Here is a 15,323-nt window from a genome sequence, read left to right on the forward strand (position 1 = left end):
GGCAGCCGTGCAGCGCGTGCGGGAGAATGGTCGCCATGGCAACCCAGGTGCACCCGGCGCGCGGCATGCGCGACTTCCTGCCCGTCGAGAAGCGGCGCCGCGAGCGCGTGCTCCGCGTCATCCGGGACGCCTACGAGGACCACGGCTTCGAGGAGATCGAGACGCCGGTGGTCGAGGACGCCGCCCGGCTGCACGCCGGGCTCGGCGGCGACAACGAGAAGCTCGCCTTCGCCGTCATGCGCCGCGGCCTCTCCGTCGACGACCTGCGCGCCGCCGAGGCGCCGCTCGAGCTCGCCGACCTCGGGCTGCGGTTCGACCTCACCGTGCCGCTCGCCCGCTTCATCGCGACGAACCGCGCGGCCCTCCCGCCCGTCTTCCGCGCGATCCAGATCGCCCCGGTGTGGCGCGCCGAGCGCCCGCAGCGCGGCCGCTTCCGCCAGTTCGTGCAGTGCGACATCGACATCGCGGGGGAGCCGGGCATCGCGGCGGAGCTCGAGCTGCTCGCGGCGACGGGGGATGCGCTCACGCGCCTCGGGATCCCCGACGCGTTCATCCGCATCAACGACCGCCGCATCCTCGCGGCGGCGCTCGAGCACGCGGGCGTCGCCGAGGAGCAGCGCGAGGGCGCGCTCATCACGGTCGACAAGCTCGACAAGATCGGCCGCGAGGGCGTCGCGGAGGAGCTGGGCGGCCGCGGCATCGACGGCGCGCGGCTGCTCGCGACGCTCGACGCGATCCGGGCGGGCGAGGACCTCGACGGCTTCGACGCGAGCGTGCTCGACGGCGTGCGCGAGCTGCTCGACGCGAACGTCGGCATCCGGCTCGACTTCGATCCGACGCTCGTGCGCGGCATGGGCTACTACACCGGCCCGATCTTCGAGATCGCGCACCCCGACGTGCCCTACTCGATCGGCGGCGGCGGTCGCTACGACGGCATGGTGGGCCGCTTCCTCGGCCAGGAGCTGCCGGCAGTCGGCATCTCGCTCGGCTTCGAGCGGCTCGTCGAGCTCGTCGCGCTGCCCGACGACGGCGCCCGCGAGGCGGTGGCGCTGCTCGTCGACAAGGCCGTCGAGCCGGCCGCGGCGCTCGCGATCAAGCGCGACCTGGTCGCGGCGGGACAGACCGTGCGGATGCAGCGGCGCACGAAGAACGTGACGGGCCTGCTCGAGCAGCTCGCCGCATCCGGCGCCACCCACTTCGCGTTCGTGCGTCCCGGCGACGCCGCGGCGACCATCGAGGTCAAGCCCATCTCCTGAGCCCTCGGCTCCACGGTGCCGACTAGGCTCGACAGCGGCCATCCACTGCGACCGCCGTCCACTGCGAAACAAGGAGCACTTGTGGCACTCATCGACACCCTGCAGGCTCGCGAGATCCTCGACTCGCGCGGCAACCCGACCGTCGAGGTCGAGGTCCTGCTCTCCGACGGCTCGGTCGGCCGGGCCGCCGTGCCCAGCGGCGCCTCGACCGGCGCCTTCGAGGCCTTCGAGCTGCGCGACGGCGACAGCGCCCGCTACCTCGGCAAGGGCGTCGAGCAGGCCGTCGACGCCGTCAACGAGGAGATCGCGGAGGCCATCGAGGGCCTCTCCGCCGACGACCAGCGCATCGTCGACTCCACGCTCGTCGAGCTCGACGGCAGCGACAACAAGAAGAACCTCGGCGCGAACGCCATCCTCGGCGTCTCGCTCGCCGTCGCGAAGGCGGCCGCCGACTCGGCCAAGCTGCCGCTCTTCCGCTACCTGGGCGGCCCGAACGCCTTCCTGCTGCCCGTGCCGATGATGAACGTCATCAACGGCGGCGCGCACGCCGACACCGGCGTCGACATCCAGGAGTTCATGGTGCTGCCGATCGGCGCCGAGACGTTCCGCGAGGGCCTGCGCTGGGGCGCCGAGACGTACCACGCGCTCAAGAGCATCCTCAAGGAGCAGGGCCTCTCGACCGGCCTCGGCGACGAGGGCGGCTTCGCACCCGACCTGGCGAGCAACCGCCTCGCGCTCGACCTGCTCGTGCAGGCGATCGAGAAGGCGGGCTTCACGCCCGGCAGCGACATCGCGCTCGGCCTCGACGTCGCGGCATCCGAGTTCTACGAGAACGGCGTGTACCGCTTCGAGGGCCAGGACCGCTCGAGCGCCGACATGACGGACTACTTCACCGACCTCGTCGACTCGTACCCGCTCGTGTCGATCGAGGACCCGATGAACGAGGAGGACTGGGAGGGCTGGGCCGCCCTCACCGAGCGCCTCGACGAGCGCGTGCAGATCGTCGGCGACGACCTGTTCGTGACCAACCCCGAGCGCCTCATCGAGGGCATCGAGCGCGGCGCGGCGAACGCGCTGCTCGTGAAGGTCAACCAGATCGGCACGCTCTCGGAGACCTTCGACGCCATCCGGATCGCGACGCAGGCCGGCTACTCGTCGGTGCTCTCGCACCGCTCGGGCGAGACCGAGGACACCACGATCGCCGACATCGCGGTCGCCGTGAACGCGGGCCAGATCAAGACCGGTGCGCCCGCCCGCAGCGAGCGCGTCGCGAAGTACAACCAGCTGCTCCGCATCGAGGAGGACCTGGGCGAGGCCGCCGAGTACGCCGGCGCCGCCGCGTTCCCGCGCTTCGAGGGCTGACGCCGCCGCACAGGATCGCCGCAGCGTCGCCGCCCCAGGCGGTTCGGGCGCTGCAGGAGGGCACTCGCCGATATCCTCGGTGGGTGCCCTCCTCCCGTGATGCCTCCGGCCAGCTGCGCGTGTCGTGGCTGCTGCTCGTGGTCGTCGGCCTCGTGGTGGCGGGCTTCGTCGTGCTCGCGCCCACGATCGGTCTGCTGCTCGAGCAGCGCCGCGACATCGCGGCCCTCGAGGCGCAGGTCGCTGCGCAGCAGGCCAACGTCGAGGCGCTGCAGAGCGACCAGGCGCGCTGGGACGACCCCGCCTACATCGAGGCGCAGGCGCGCGACCGGCTCTTCTTCGTCTACCCGGGCGAGACGAGCTTCGTCGTGCTCGACGACCGCGCGGCGCTCGACGCCGCATCCGTCGAGGTGCCCTCGGCCACGCTCGAGGAGCCAGCGGGCGACTGGGCGTCGGCGGCCGCGAGCTCGTTCCTCATCGCCGGCCTGACGGACGAGGGGCCGTCGTCGTTCGTCGGCGTCGCGCCAGATCCCCAATGACCGATCTGCAGTGACCGATCCGACCATCCCGGAGACCCCCATGCTCGACCCCGCGACCGACCGCGACCTCGAGATCATGGCGGCCCAGCTCGGCAGGACGATGCGCGGCGTGCTCGGCATCGGCGCGCGCTGCGCGTGCGGCGCGCCGACGGTCGTCGTGACGAGCCCGCGGCTGCCCGACGGCACGCCCTTCCCGACCTTCTACTACCTCACGCATCCGGCCGCCGCGGCCGCCGCGTCGAGGCTCGAGGCAGACGGCACGATGGCGGCCCTGCAGGAGCGGCTCGACGACCCGGCGGTGGCGGATGCGTACGCCGCTGCCCACGTCGCCTACCTCGCCGATCGCGAGCCGCACGGCCACGTCGAGGAGATCGCCGGCATCAGCGCCGGCGGCATGCCGACGCGCGTGAAGTGCCTGCACGCCGTGATCGCGCACGCGCTCGCCGCGGGCCCGGGCGTCAACCCGATCGGCGACGAGGCGCTCGCGCTCGCGGACTGGTCGCCCGAGGTCTGCGCGTGCCAGCCCGACGCCCGTGGATCGGCCGACCGCGAAGCGCACGCCGAGCCGCGATAGACTCGACGCACATCCACATCTGATATCGGGGAAGAAGCGCGCTTTGACCAAGATCCTCATCGTCGGCGGCGGCTACGCCGGCCTGTACACCGCTCGCGGTCTCGAGCGACAGCTCGGCGCCGCGGAGGCCGAGATCACCATCGTCGATCCGCTGCCCTACATGACGTACCTCCCGTTCCTGCCGGAGGTGGCCGCCGGCTCGATCGAGCCGCGCCACGCCGTCGTCTCGCTGCGCCGCCACCTGTCGCGCACGCGCGTCATCCAGGCGAGCGTCACGTTCGTCGACCACGCCACCAAGGTCGCGACGATCCAGCCCGAGCTGGGCGAGGCGTCGACGCTCGAGTACGACGTGATCGTCATGACCGCCGGCTCCGTCTCGCGCACGTTCCCCATCGCGGGCGTCGCCGACGAGGCGATCGGCATGAAGACGATCGAGGAGGCCGCCGCCGTGCGCGACCGCCTGATCGGCAACTTCGCCCGCGCCGCCGCGCTGCCCCTCGGTCCCGAGCGCGACCGCCTGCTGACGACCGTCGTCGTGGGCGGCGGCTTCGCCGGCATCGAGACGATCGCCGAGCTCCGCGACTTCGCGACGCACCTGCTGTCGCGCTTCCCCGAGATCACGTTCGACGAGGTGCGCTTCCACCTCGTCGAGGCGATGGGTCGGATCATGCCAGAGGTCAGCGCGACGACGGCCGACTGGGTCGTCGAGGACCTGCGCAAGCGCGGCGTCGATGTGCACCTCGAGACGCAGCTGCAGAGCGCCCAGGACGGCGTCTGCGAGCTGTCGACGGGCGACCGCTTCGGCTCCGACCTCATCATCTGGACCGCCGGCGTCATGGCGAACCCGGTCGTGCGCAAGACCGACCTGCCGCTCGACGACCGCGGTCGCATCACGGCCCTCGCGACCCTGCAGGTCGCGAAGGACGGCGTGGTCGTGCCGGACGCGTGGACCGCCGGCGACGTCTCGGCCGTGCCCGACAAGTCGAAGACCCCCGGCCCCGGTGGCTTCTGCGTGCCGAACGCGCAGCACGCCGTCCGCCAGGCGAAGCTGCTCTCGAAGAACATCGTCGCGGTGCTCCGCGACGAGGCGCCCCGCGAGTACATCCACGACAACCTCGGCGCCGTCGCGGGCCTCGGCATCGGCAACGGCGTCTTCCAGAGCGGCAAGATCGCGATCAAGGGACCGCTCGCATGGCTCGCGCACCGCGGCTACCACGTCATGGCGATGCCGATGTGGGAGCGCAAGCTGCGCGTCTTCGGCGGCTGGTGGAACAACTTCTGGCTCGGCCGCGACATCGTCGAGCTCTCGGCGCGCGAGCAGCCCCGCGTCGCGTTCGAGACGTTCGCCTCGCGCCCCAAGCCGAAGGTCGACGCCTAGCCCCTCCCCGACGCAGTACGACAGCGCCGCGTCCCCTCGGGGGCGCGGCGCTGTCGTACTGTGTACTCGGACGATCGTCCAAGTAGCGGGGCGACGGAGGCGATGTGGCACGGAAGTCGGCGGTCGAGCGCCGCGGGGAGCTCATCGAGGCGGGCCTGCAGGTCATCGCGCGCGAGGGGATGCACGGGGCGACCGTGCGCGCCGTGGTCGCGGAGGCCGGCGTGCCGCTCGCGACCTTCCACTACATCTTCTCGTCGCGCGACGAGATGATCGGCGAGGCGTACGCCTACGTCGCGCTGCGGCCGGGGGAGGACCCGACCGCCATCGTGCCCGACGGCGCGCCGCTCGACGAGGCCGTCCAGGCTGTGCTCACGCTCTGGTTCGACCGGTTCATCGAGCACCCCGAGTACGAGCTCGCGATCATGGAGATCATGGCGTACTGCAGCCGCACGCCGGCGCTCGCGCACCTGCCGGGGGAGGTGCAGGAGCGGTACCTCGAGGTGCTCGTCGCCGCCATCGACGCGCTGCGGTCGCGCTACCGGCTCGCCGGCGGCATGGGCGCGCGCGAGCTCGCCGAGCTCGTGCTGCACATGACCGACGGCATCACCTACGCCTGGCTGCGCACGCGCGACACCGACGCATCCCGACGCGTCATCCAGGCCGCGGTGCCGGTGCTCGTCACCGCGCTCGGGACGGCCTGACGTGCGCCTCGACGACGCGATGCCGTGGAGCCCCGCGGGGCACTGGCAGCGCATGGACGCGGCGACCGCCGATCTCGACGGCCCGTTCGCCGCGCTCTCGCTCGAGGCGCTCGCGCACAACGCGCGATCGATGGTGGCCCGCGCGGCGGGCACGCGGCTGCGGGTGGCGACGAAGTCGGTGCGGAGCCGCCCGGTGCTCGAGGCCGTGCTGCGCCTGCCCGGCTTCCACGGCGTCCTCGCCGCGACGTTGCCCGAGGGGCTGTGGCTGTCGGCGACGATCGACGACGTCCTCGTCGGCTACCCGACGGTCGACCGGGCGGCGCTGCGTGCCCTCGCCGCCGACGACCGTGCGCTCGCCAGGGTGGCGCTCATGATCGACAGCGTCGAGCACCTCGACCGCATCGACGCGGCGGCTCCAGGCCATCCGCCGATCCGCATCGCGCTCGAGCTCGACGCGTCGTTCGAGCTCGGCCCGGTGCGAGCGGGCGTGCGGCGCTCGCCCGTGCGCACGCCCGAGCGGCTCGCCGCGCTCGCCCGCGCGGTCGTCGAGCGACCCGGCTTCGAGCTCGTCGGGCTGATGGCCTACGAGGCGCAGGTCGCGGGCGTGCAGGACGCGCGGCGGCGGGGGCTCGCGCCGCCCGCGCTGCTCCGCTCGATGCAGCGGAGGTCGGTCGCCGAGCTGCGCGAGCGCCGGGCTGCCGCCGTCGCCGCGGTGCGCTCGCTCGCCCCGCTCGCATTCGTGAACGGCGGTGGCACCGGCTCCATCGAGCTGACGGCCGCCGACCCGTCCGTGACCGAGATCGGCGCCGGCAGCGGCCTGTTCGGTCCGCACCTCTTCGACGGCTACCGCCGGTTCTCGCCCGCCCCGGCGCTCGCCTTCGCGCTGCCCGTCGTGCGACGGCCCGGCGCCGGCTGCGTGACGCTGCTCGGCGGGGGCTGGATCGCGTCCGGCCCGCACGGCCCCGACCGCCAGCCGGTGATCGCCTGGCCGGAGGGGCTGCGCATCGACCCGCAGGAGGGCGCCGGCGAGGTGCAGACGCCCGTGCTCGGCGCCGCCGCCGACCGGCTCGCGCTCGGCGACCGCGTTTGGCTCCGGCACGCGAAGGCGGGGGAGCCGTGCGAGCGCACCGAGTCGCTGCACCTCGTTGCCGGTGATCGGGTGGTCGACAGCATCCCCACGTATCGTGGGGAGGGCAGGAAGCTGCTGTGACCTGAAGGAGCGATGCGTGACGTGGAAGAACTGGGCGCGCACCCAGTCGGCCGAGCCGCGCGAGGTGCACGCTCCCGTCACGGTCGAGGATGTCCGCCGCGCCGTCGAGCGCGTGCGCGACCGCGGCGGCACGATCCGCCCCGTCGGCAGCGGTCACTCCTTCTCAGGCGCCGCGCGTCCCGATGACGCGCAGCTCACGATCGACGGGCTCGCCGGGCTGCTGCGCGTCGACGAGGAGCGGGGCCGCGCGACGTTCCTGGCCGGCACGAGGATCCACGAGGTGCCCGCCCTGCTGGCCCCGAGCGGGCTCGCGATGGACTGCCTCGGCGACATCGACACCCAGACGCTCGCGGGCGCGATCTCGACCGGCACGCACGGCACGGGGCTGCGGCACGCGTCGATCGGCGCGACGGTGGTCGCCGCGACGCTCGTCACGGGCCGCGGCGAGCTGGTGCGGGTCAGCGAGACCGAGCGGCCCGAGCTGCTGCCGGCCGTGCGGCTGGGCCTCGGCGCGCTCGGGGTGCTCGTCGACGTCACGCTGCAGTGCGTGCCGGCCTTCGCGCTCGAGGCGGTCGAGACCACGGCGCCGCTCGACGCCGTGCTCGACGACTGGATGGGCCTGAACGAGCGCACCGACCACTTCGAGCTGTACTGGTTCGCTGCGACCCGCGTGGCGGCGACGAAGTCGAACACGCGCGTCACCGGTCCGCTGCGGCCCCGGTCGCCGGTGGCCAGGTACCTCGACGAGCGCGTCCTCACGGTGGGCGGCCATCGCGCGCTGCTCGGCGCCGCGGCGCTCGTGCCGGCGCTCGCACCGGCGGTGAACGAGCTCTCGGCGCGCGCGATGCCGCGCGGCACCTTCACCGAGCCCAGCCACGACGTGTTCACGGCGCCGCGCGCCGTGCGCTTCCGCGAGCTCGAGTACGGGATGCCGGTCGAGGCCGTGCCCGAGGCGCTGCGCGAGATCGACCGCGCGCTGCGGCGGGCCGACCTCGTGCTCACGTTCCCGTTCGAGGCGCGTGCGAGCGCCCCGGACGACGCCCACCTGTCGACCGCGCACGGCCGCGACACCGGCTACATCGCGGCGCACCGCTGGTGGCGCGAGGATCCCCGGCCGCTCTTCTCGCTCATCGAGCCGATCCTGCTGGCGCACGACGGCCGACCGCACTGGGGCAAGCTGCACTCGCTGCGCGCCGCGGAGCTGGCGGAGCGGTTCCCGGGCTTCGCCGACTTCGCCGCGGCGCGCGACGAGCTCGACCCGGATCGCACCTTCTCGAGCAGCTGGACCCGGCGGGTGCTGGGCGACTGATCGGTCGCCGAGCAGGCTCGCCTACGATGGGAGCCATGGAGCTGCTCGACGTCATCCTGATCGCCGCCGGTGCCCTCGTCGTCCTGGGCCTCGCCGCAGGCATCTGGTTCGTCACCGCGATGACCGGGATGCGCCGGCTGAGCGCGACGGTCGACGAGCGGTGGGACGCGCTCGCCGCGACGCTCGAGCGGCGTCGCGCCGTCGCCGCCCCGCTGCTCGCGACGGCACCCGAGGCGCAGCAGCAGCAGGCCGCGCAGGCCTTCTCGTCGCTCGACGCCGCCTCCCAGCCGCAGTCGAAGGCCGAGGCGGAGGCGGAGGTGCAGCGGGTGCTGCGCCCGCTCGTGCAGGCCGCCGGGTCGCAGCCGCTCGGCTCGGATGCCGCAGAGGCCCGCACCGCGCTCGCCGCCCTCGACGACGAGGCGCAGGCCCGCCGCCGCGACTACAACACCGGCGCCCGCGAGCTCAACGCGAAGGGCCGCCGCTACCCCAGCTCGATGTGGGCGAACACCTTCGGCGTGCCGCGCGAGTTCTTCGAGGTCGACCAGGCCGGCGCGGTCGCAGAGCCGCCCCGCATCCAGTTTTGAGTCCGCAGCGCTCAATGCCGCGGAGCGGCGTTGAGCGCGGAGGACTCAAGGTCGAGTAGCACGCCGCTTGCGGCGCGCGTACCGAGACCCCCGACGGCACTCACGCCCCCGACGGCTCACGCCCCCGACGGCTCACGCCCCCGTTGCCTCCAGCGCCCCCGCCACCTCCGCCGCCCACGTCCCCGGCCCCGTGACCTCGACCCGCTCGAGCCCCTGCCACGCCGCCGCCTCGCGCAGCACCGGGTCGAGCCGCGCCGCGAGCTCGTCGGCCCGGTGCTCGAGCCCCGGCTCGATCGTCGCGTGCTGCACGCGCAGCACGCGGGCCTTCCGGTCGCTCTTGAGGTCGATGCGGCCGACGAGCTCGCCGTCGACGAGCACCGGCAGCACGTAGTAGCCGTGCGCGCGCTGCGCCGCGGGCGTGTAGATGCTGATCCGGTAGGAGAAGCCGAACATGCGCTCCGCGCGCGGCCGGTGCCAGACGAGCGGATCGAACGGCGAGAGCAGCGCCGTCGCGCGCACCCGTCGCGGCCGTCGCGCGCCCGCCCAGACCCACGCGGGCCTGCCCCAGCCCTCGACGTCGACCGGCTCGAGGCTGCCCTCGTCGACGAGGTCGGCGACCGCGGCCTGCGCATCCTTCACCGGCAGCCGGTAGTAGTCCGCCAGGTCGTCGAGCGCGGCGACGCCGAACGCCTGCGCCGCGCGCGCGACGAGCGTGCGCTGCGCGTCGACCCGGTCGACCTCCGCGCGGGCGGCCTCCGGCAGCACGCGGTCGGCGACCGCGTACTGGCGCTCGAACCTCGAGCGGCCGACCGTCACGAGCTCGCCGCGCTGGAAGAGCACCGCGGTGGCCCAGTAGGCGTCGGACTTGTTCCACCAGCCGCCCGGCAGCCGCTCGTGGGCGGGATGCTCCATGTCGCTCGGGCGCATCGGGCCGCGCTCGGCGAACTCGGCCAGCACGCCGTCGACGATCGCCGCGTGCTGCGCCGCCCACTGCTCGCCGCTGGCGCGCATCGGCTGGCGTCGCTTCCAGCCCCACAGCGGCCAGTCGTCCACGGCGATGACGGCGGCCTCGTGCGCCACGTACTCGGTGTAGCAGCCCAGGCGCTGCCTCGGGCGATCGTGGTGCAGCAGCCGGTCCAGGGTCGCGCGGTCGTAGGGCCCGACGCGCGACAGCAGCGGCAGGTAGTGGCTGCGCTCGAAGACGTTGACGGAGTCGAGCTGCAGCAGCCCGAGCCGCTCGATCGTGCGCTCGAGCGTGCGCACCCCGGTGCGCCCCCGCTCGCCGGGCACGGCACCGTCGAGGCCGCTGGCCGCGATCGCGATCCTGCGCGCCTGCGCCGCGGTCATCCTCGCTGGTGCTGCCATGCCCGGAGCCTAGCCGCGGCCTCCGACGCATGCGCACGGGGCCCAGCGCCGCACCGTACGATCGGCAGATGCTGTTCGGTCGAACCCCGGATCAGGCCCGGCCCCCCGGCCGACCCGACCCCGCCACGCCCCGCGGCGTCGCCACGCCTCGCGTCGACGCGAGCGAGCTCGGCGACGCGCTGCCGCGAGGCATGCGCATCGCGGGCGCCTGGTCGTGGCGGATCGTGGTCATCGCGGCGGCCGCGGCGATCGGCATCTGGCTCGTCATGCAGTTCTCGCTCATCGTCATCCCGGTGCTCGTCGCAGCGCTGCTCACCGCCCTGCTGCAGCCGCTCGTCGACGTGCTCGTGCGCCACCGCTGGCCCCGCGCCCTCGCGGTCGCGCTCGCCATCGTCGGCCTCATCGTGCTGGTCTCCGGGCTCGGCTGGCTCGTCGTCTCGCAGATGCGCAGCGAGTACCCCGAGCTGCACGCTCGCGCCGTCGCCTTCTGGGGCGATGCGCAGGGGTGGCTGCTCTCGCTGCCGTTCGGCATCACGCAGGAGGACGTGAACGAGTTCGGCACGAACATCCTCGGCACGCTCCGCGACGACATCTCGTCGGTGCTGTCGAGCGCGCTCACGGTCGGCTCGTCGGTCGGCCACTTCCTCGCCGGCATGCTGCTCGCGATCTTCGCGCTCATCTTCATCCTCGCCGACGGCCGGGGCATCTGGCGCTGGGTCGTCGGCCTGCTGCCGCGCCCGGCGCGCCGCCCGACGGACGGCGCCGGCCGCGCCGGCTGGGTGACGCTCGGCAACTTCGTGCGCGTGCAGGTCGTCGTCGCCGCGATCGACGCCATCGGCATCGGCCTCGGCGCCTTCATCCTCGGGCTGTTCCACGAGGGCGGCATGCCGCTCGTGCTCCCGATCGCGATCCTCGTGTTCCTCGGCTCCTTCATCCCGATCATCGGTGCCGTCGCCACCGGCGCGATCGCGGTGCTCGTCGCCCTCATCGCGCTCGGGCCGATCCCTGCGGTCATCATGGTCGGCATCGTGCTGCTCGTGCAGCAGGTCGAGAGCCACATCCTGCAGCCGATCATCATGGGCACCGCCGTCAAGGTGCACCCGCTCGCGGTCGTCGTGGCGGTCGCCGCGGGATCGACCATCGGCGGCATCGCGGGCGCCCTCTTCGCCGTGCCGACGGTCGCGTTCCTCAATGTGTTCGTCAAGACGATCGCCTCGGGCTCGTGGCGCACGAACCCCGACCCGTCGGTGGAAGAGGTGGTCCGATGATCGACCGAGCGCTGCCCGACCCCGTGCTCGCCGAGCCCGTGGTGCCCGAGCCGACCGAGCCGACCGAGCCGGCCGTCCCACAGCAGCCCCTGCCCGGACCGACGCTCGCCGACTTCGAGGCGGCGCGCGAGCGGCTGCAGGGCATCGTGCAGGAGACGCCCATGGAGCGCTCGCGCTACCTGAGCGGCATGCTCGGCGCGGAGGTGCTGCTGAAGTGCGAGAACCTGCAGCGCACCGGTGCCTACAAGATCCGCGGCGCCTACAACATGCTCGCCCTGCTCGACGACGACCAGCGCGCTCGCGGCGTGGTCGCCGCCTCCGCCGGCAATCACGCGCAGGGGGTGGCGTTCTCGGCCACCGAGCTCGGCATCCGCTCGACGATCTTCATGCCCGTCGGCGTCGCGCTGCCCAAGCTGCAGGCGACGCGCGACTACGGCGCGGCGGTCGAGCTGCGGGGCGCGGACTTCCAGACGGCGCTCGCCGCGGCGATCGAGCATGTCGAGCGCACCGGCGCCACGTTCGTGCCGCCCTACGACCACGCCGACATCATCGCCGGGCAGGGCACCGTCGGGCTCGAGATCCTCGAGCAGGTGCCGGACGTCGCCACGATCGTCGTGCCGCTCGGCGGCGGCGGGCTCGCGGCCGGCGTCGCCTCGGCGGTGCGCCAGCGCACCGCTCTCGACGGCCGCCGGGTGCGGATCGTCGGCGTGCAGGCCGAGCGGGCCGCGTCGTTCGTCGACTCGCTCGCCGCGGGGGAGCCCACCACGATCGTGACGCGGCCGACGATCGCCGACGGCATCGCCGTCGCGCGGCCCGGCACGCTGCCGTTCGAGATCGTCCGCGAGGCGGTCGACGAGATCGTCACGGTCTCCGACGACGACATCGCCCGCGCGATGATCGTGCTGCTCGAGCGCGCCAAGCTCGTCGTCGAGCCCTCGGGCGCGGTGACGACGGCCGCGATCATGACCGGCCTCGTCACGTCCGACGGGCCGACGGTCGCGGTGCTCTCGGGCGGCAACATCGACCCGCTCTTCATGGAGCGCGTCATCGCCCGCGGCCTCGCGGCCTCGGAGCGGTACCTGAAGGTGCGGATGGCGCTGCCCGACCGACCGGGCCAGCTCGCCATCATCGCCCAGATCGTCTCGGACGAGCAGGCCAACGTCGTCGAGGTGCTGCACACGCAGCACGACGCCTGGACGTCGATCACCGACGTCTCGATCGACATCTCGGTCACCACGCGCGGACCGGAGCACGCGCAGCGCGTGCTCGAGGCGCTCCGCCGAGCCGGCTACGAGCCGCAGGTGCTCTAGCGTCGCGCCACACGCACGGACGACGAAGGGCCCCGCGATCTCGCGGGGCCCTTCGTCTGCGGTCTAGCCGCGGTAGGTCTGGACGTCCTTGATCTCGACGTCGATCGTCACACCCGTGGGGGTCTGGTACGTCGTGGTCGCACCGATCTTCAGGCCCATGATGGCCGCGCCGAGCGGGCTCGCCTCGCTGTAGACGTCGAGGTCGTCGCCGGCCTCCTGGATCTCGCGGTTGCCGACCAGGAAGGTCGTCTCGTCGCCGGCGATCGTCGCCGTGACGACGGTGCCGGCCTCGACCACGCCGGACGCCTGCGGTGCGTCGCCGACCTTGGCGGTGCGCAGCAGCTGCACGAGCTGGCTGATCCGGGCCTCGATCTGGGCCTGGTCGTCCTTCGCGGCGTGGTAGCCGCCGTTCTCCTTGAGATCACCCTCGTCGCGGGCCTCCTCGATGCGCTTCGCGATCTCGGCGCGCACCGGCCCCTGCAGGTGCTCCAGCTCGCCCTGCAGGCGGTCGTGCGCCTCCTGGGTCAGCCAGGTCTCCGTGGTGCCGTTCATGTCTCTCCCGATATGCAGAGAACCGGCCCCGCGTGGGCCGGCTCACTCAGCATCGTATGTCACCCAGCACTCCGAGACCAATCCGTTGCTCGCGCGCTCGCTCGTGCGGAGCTCGACCCGGTGGCTCGTGGTGTGGATGTCGGCCGGCGGCAGGTCGACCTCGACCCATCCGACGATGCCGAAGGCGGTGTTGAGCGCCTCGACCGCGCACCGCACGGGCGTGCCGGCGTCGACCGAGACCTCGAAGGTCACCACGGTGGTCGCGTCGTCCTCGACGACGTAGCCGATGTCGCGCGACTGCAGCTGCGCCGACGCGGGATCGGTGCCCACCCACCAGACCCACGCGACCGAGACGAGCAGGATGCTGACGCCGACGATCCAGCCGAGCGTCCGCTCCCGCTGCGTGCGGGCGCGCGTGCGTCCGTAGCGAGCGTCGAGGTCGGTCATGGGAGCCTGTCGTGGGAGGATGGGGGCCTGTCCAGTCTAGTCGTCGCGCCGTCCGGCGCGGCTCGTGCGGGCAGGGAAGGAGAGGCCGTGCGACGCCTGCTCGCCGTGCATGCGCACCCCGATGACGAGTCGAGCAAGGGCGCCGGGACGCTCGCGCGCTACGCGGCCGAGGGCGCCGAGGTCACCGTCGTCTCCTGCACCGGCGGCGAGAGCGGCAGCGTGCTGAACGAGGCCTTCGAGCCGAAGCACCGCGCCGAGCGCGACATGACCGGCCTCCGCCGCGTCGAGATGGAGCAGGCACGCGCCGCGCTCGGCGTCGACCACGTGTGGCTCGGCTACGTCGATTCCGGCCTGCCGGACGAGGGGGAGCCGCTGCGCGAGCTGTCGTTCGCGACGCTGCCGCTCGAGATCACCGGGCGCCCGCTCGTGCGGCTCATCCGTCGGCTGCGGCCGCAGGTCGTCGTCACCTACGACGAGACCGGCGGCTATCCGCATCCCGATCACATCCGCTGCCACGAGGTGACGATGTGGGCCGTCGAGCACGCGGCAGCAGGGCTGCCCGAGCTCGGCGACCCGTGGGAGGTGCAGAAGGTGTACTTCGACCGCAGCATGAGCGGTGCGCGGCTGCGCGCCCTGCTCTCGGCAGTCGAGGCGGTGACGCCCGACGACGACCGGCTCCCGTTCATGCGCGAATGGGCCGAGCGGCTCGGCGAGCGCGGCGAGACGATGACGACGCGCGTCGACGTGGGGCCGCATTTGTCCGCGCGCGACAGTGCGCTCCGCGCCCACGCGAGCCAGGTCGAGCCGGACTCGCGCTTCTTCTTCTGGCCGCACGAGCTGCTGCTCGGCACGTGGCCGACCGACGACTACGAGCTGGCGCGGTCGCGCGCGACGCACGCCGTGCCGGAGGACGACCTGTTCGCGGGCGTCGAGGAGGACTGATGGACATCTTGGCTGCGCAGCCGCTGCCGTTCGACCCGAACCAGGTCACGCCGGGCGTCGTCGGGTTCGCCGCGACCGTGCTCGTCGCGGTCGCGGTGATGCTGCTCATGTGGGACTTCAACCGCCGGGTGCGCCGCATCAACGACCGCGCGCACATCAAGGAGCGGATCGAGGCCGAGCTCGCGGAGCGCGAGGCGGAGGAGGCGGCGGCGGGCGGCGCGGCAGCGGGCGATCCTTCGCCGGATGACCCCGCGACGCAGGATGCGCCGTCCTCGCCGGCCACGGCACCCGACGAGTCACCGCAGCGCGGCGCGTAGCCGCGTCTGGCCGGCGACTCCAGCGGCGGGTTTGCGGCACCGAGTGGCCGCGTCCGGATGCTCTCCCGCGGCAACTCCGTGCCCCAAACGGAAGCGTGTCGGCGCCTGCGGCGGGTTTGCGGCACCGAGTGGCCGGGTCCCGGCGCTCTTCGGCGGCAACTCCGTGCCCGAGAGCGCAGGGCGGTCGTGAGCGCCGGGAGCAGCCCACGGAC

16 protein-coding genes are annotated in these 15,323 nt (G+C 73.3%); 13 read left to right on the forward strand and 3 right to left on the reverse strand.

Annotated elements, in window-relative coordinates; translation table 11 throughout:
• Positions 1 to 35 precede the first annotated feature (35 nt).
• From ABIB37_RS08620 to ABIB37_RS08660, 9 genes are all read left to right on the forward strand, one after another.
• Positions 36 to 1,256 (forward strand): histidine--tRNA ligase, encoded by a 1,221-nt coding sequence (locus tag ABIB37_RS08620; protein ID WP_354259250.1) that lies wholly within the window; start codon positions 36 to 38, stop codon positions 1,254 to 1,256.
• Between the two features lie 81 nt (positions 1,257 to 1,337).
• Positions 1,338 to 2,618, forward strand: coding sequence for a phosphopyruvate hydratase (gene eno, locus ABIB37_RS08625; protein ID WP_354259253.1), 1,281 nt, complete (start codon positions 1,338 to 1,340; stop codon positions 2,616 to 2,618).
• An 83-nt stretch (positions 2,619 to 2,701) separates the two neighbouring features.
• On the forward strand, positions 2,702 to 3,154 hold the full coding sequence (locus tag ABIB37_RS08630; protein WP_170165479.1) for a septum formation initiator family protein: 453 nt from the start codon (positions 2,702 to 2,704) through the stop codon (positions 3,152 to 3,154).
• 40 nt (positions 3,155 to 3,194) lie between these two features.
• A complete protein-coding gene (locus ABIB37_RS08635; protein ID WP_354261579.1) occupies positions 3,195 to 3,728 on the forward strand; it encodes a DUF501 domain-containing protein in 534 nt (177 codons plus the stop codon).
• A gap of 43 nt (positions 3,729 to 3,771) precedes the next feature.
• Positions 3,772 to 5,106 (forward strand): NAD(P)/FAD-dependent oxidoreductase, encoded by a 1,335-nt coding sequence (locus ABIB37_RS08640; protein ID WP_354259256.1) that lies wholly within the window; start codon positions 3,772 to 3,774, stop codon positions 5,104 to 5,106.
• Between the two features lie 104 nt (positions 5,107 to 5,210).
• Entirely contained in the window at positions 5,211 to 5,807 is a 597-nt protein-coding gene (locus ABIB37_RS08645) for a TetR/AcrR family transcriptional regulator (protein ID WP_354259259.1), read from the forward strand.
• Positions 5,808 to 5,826: 19 nt separating this feature from the next.
• Entirely contained in the window at positions 5,827 to 7,017 is a 1,191-nt protein-coding gene (locus tag ABIB37_RS08650; RefSeq protein ID WP_502914068.1) for an alanine racemase, read from the forward strand.
• Positions 7,018 to 7,033: 16 nt separating this feature from the next.
• Positions 7,034 to 8,326, forward strand: a complete 1,293-nt coding sequence (locus tag ABIB37_RS08655) for a D-arabinono-1,4-lactone oxidase (protein ID WP_354259264.1) — start codon at positions 7,034 to 7,036, stop codon at positions 8,324 to 8,326.
• Between the two features lie 35 nt (positions 8,327 to 8,361).
• Positions 8,362 to 8,910 carry a LemA family protein gene (locus tag ABIB37_RS08660; RefSeq protein ID WP_354259266.1) on the forward strand — a complete coding sequence of 183 codons (549 nt, stop codon included), beginning with the start codon at positions 8,362 to 8,364 and terminating at the stop codon, positions 8,908 to 8,910.
• 132 nt (positions 8,911 to 9,042) lie between these two features.
• Here the strand turns inward: ABIB37_RS08660 and ABIB37_RS08665 are convergent, their stop codons facing one another.
• Positions 9,043 to 10,275 carry a winged helix-turn-helix domain-containing protein gene (locus tag ABIB37_RS08665; protein WP_354259269.1) on the reverse strand — a complete coding sequence of 411 codons (1,233 nt, stop codon included), beginning with the start codon at positions 10,273 to 10,275 and terminating at the stop codon, positions 9,043 to 9,045.
• Positions 10,276 to 10,343: 68 nt separating this feature from the next.
• On the opposite strand from ABIB37_RS08665, the gene ABIB37_RS08670 reads away from it, so the two are divergent.
• Together ABIB37_RS08670 and ilvA are read left to right on the forward strand one after the other, a co-directional pair.
• Positions 10,344 to 11,543 (forward strand): AI-2E family transporter, encoded by a 1,200-nt coding sequence (locus ABIB37_RS08670; RefSeq protein ID WP_354259271.1) that lies wholly within the window; start codon positions 10,344 to 10,346, stop codon positions 11,541 to 11,543.
• Positions 11,540 to 12,853, forward strand: coding sequence for a threonine ammonia-lyase (gene ilvA / locus ABIB37_RS08675; protein ID WP_354259274.1), 1,314 nt, complete (start codon positions 11,540 to 11,542; stop codon positions 12,851 to 12,853). Before ABIB37_RS08670 ends, ilvA begins: the two co-directional genes overlap by 4 nt.
• A gap of 63 nt (positions 12,854 to 12,916) precedes the next feature.
• On the opposite strand, the gene greA is transcribed toward ilvA, so the two are convergent.
• Both greA and ABIB37_RS08685 read right to left on the reverse strand, forming a co-directional pair.
• Positions 12,917 to 13,405: a transcription elongation factor GreA gene (greA, locus tag ABIB37_RS08680; RefSeq protein WP_123695997.1), complete on the reverse strand. Its 489-nt coding sequence runs from the start codon at positions 13,403 to 13,405 to the stop codon at positions 12,917 to 12,919.
• A gap of 42 nt (positions 13,406 to 13,447) precedes the next feature.
• Positions 13,448 to 13,852, reverse strand: a complete 405-nt coding sequence (locus ABIB37_RS08685; RefSeq protein WP_354259277.1) for a DUF4307 domain-containing protein — start codon at positions 13,850 to 13,852, stop codon at positions 13,448 to 13,450.
• Between the two features lie 87 nt (positions 13,853 to 13,939).
• On the opposite strand from ABIB37_RS08685, the gene mca reads away from it, so the two are divergent.
• On the forward strand, positions 13,940 to 14,794 hold the full coding sequence (gene mca, locus ABIB37_RS08690; protein ID WP_354259280.1) for a mycothiol conjugate amidase Mca: 855 nt from the start codon (positions 13,940 to 13,942) through the stop codon (positions 14,792 to 14,794).
• Positions 14,794 to 15,111 carry a hypothetical protein gene (locus tag ABIB37_RS08695; protein WP_354259283.1) on the forward strand — a complete coding sequence of 106 codons (318 nt, stop codon included), beginning with the start codon at positions 14,794 to 14,796 and terminating at the stop codon, positions 15,109 to 15,111. The genes mca and ABIB37_RS08695 overlap by 1 nt, the downstream gene beginning before the upstream one ends.
• Positions 15,112 to 15,323 lie beyond the last annotated feature (212 nt).

The organism is Agrococcus sp. UYP10 (genome assembly GCF_040547205.1).
GTDB classification, from domain to species: domain Bacteria; phylum Actinomycetota; class Actinomycetes; order Actinomycetales; family Microbacteriaceae; genus Agrococcus; species Agrococcus jenensis.

What these genes read in the sequence shown, in the direction of transcription:
- ABIB37_RS08620 (WP_354259250.1), top strand. Translation starts at nt 36, where the DNA reads ATGGCAACCCAGGTGCACCCGGCGCGCGGCATGCGCGACTTCCTGCCC.
- ABIB37_RS08635 (WP_354261579.1), top strand. Translation starts at nt 3,195, where the DNA reads ATGCTCGACCCCGCGACCGACCGCGACCTCGAGATCATGGCGGCCCAG.
- ABIB37_RS08650 (WP_502914068.1), top strand. Translation starts at nt 5,827, where the DNA reads ATGCCGTGGAGCCCCGCGGGGCACTGGCAGCGCATGGACGCGGCGACC.
- ABIB37_RS08660 (WP_354259266.1), top strand. Translation starts at nt 8,362, where the DNA reads ATGGAGCTGCTCGACGTCATCCTGATCGCCGCCGGTGCCCTCGTCGTC.
- ABIB37_RS08665 (WP_354259269.1), bottom strand. Translation starts at nt 10,275, where the DNA reads ATGGCAGCACCAGCGAGGATGACCGCGGCGCAGGCGCGCAGGATCGCG.
- ABIB37_RS08670 (WP_354259271.1), top strand. Translation starts at nt 10,344, where the DNA reads ATGCTGTTCGGTCGAACCCCGGATCAGGCCCGGCCCCCCGGCCGACCC.
- ilvA (WP_354259274.1), top strand. Translation starts at nt 11,540, where the DNA reads ATGATCGACCGAGCGCTGCCCGACCCCGTGCTCGCCGAGCCCGTGGTG.
- greA (WP_123695997.1), bottom strand. Translation starts at nt 13,405, where the DNA reads ATGAACGGCACCACGGAGACCTGGCTGACCCAGGAGGCGCACGACCGC.
- ABIB37_RS08685 (WP_354259277.1), bottom strand. Translation starts at nt 13,852, where the DNA reads ATGACCGACCTCGACGCTCGCTACGGACGCACGCGCGCCCGCACGCAG.
- ABIB37_RS08695 (WP_354259283.1), top strand. Translation starts at nt 14,794, where the DNA reads ATGGACATCTTGGCTGCGCAGCCGCTGCCGTTCGACCCGAACCAGGTC.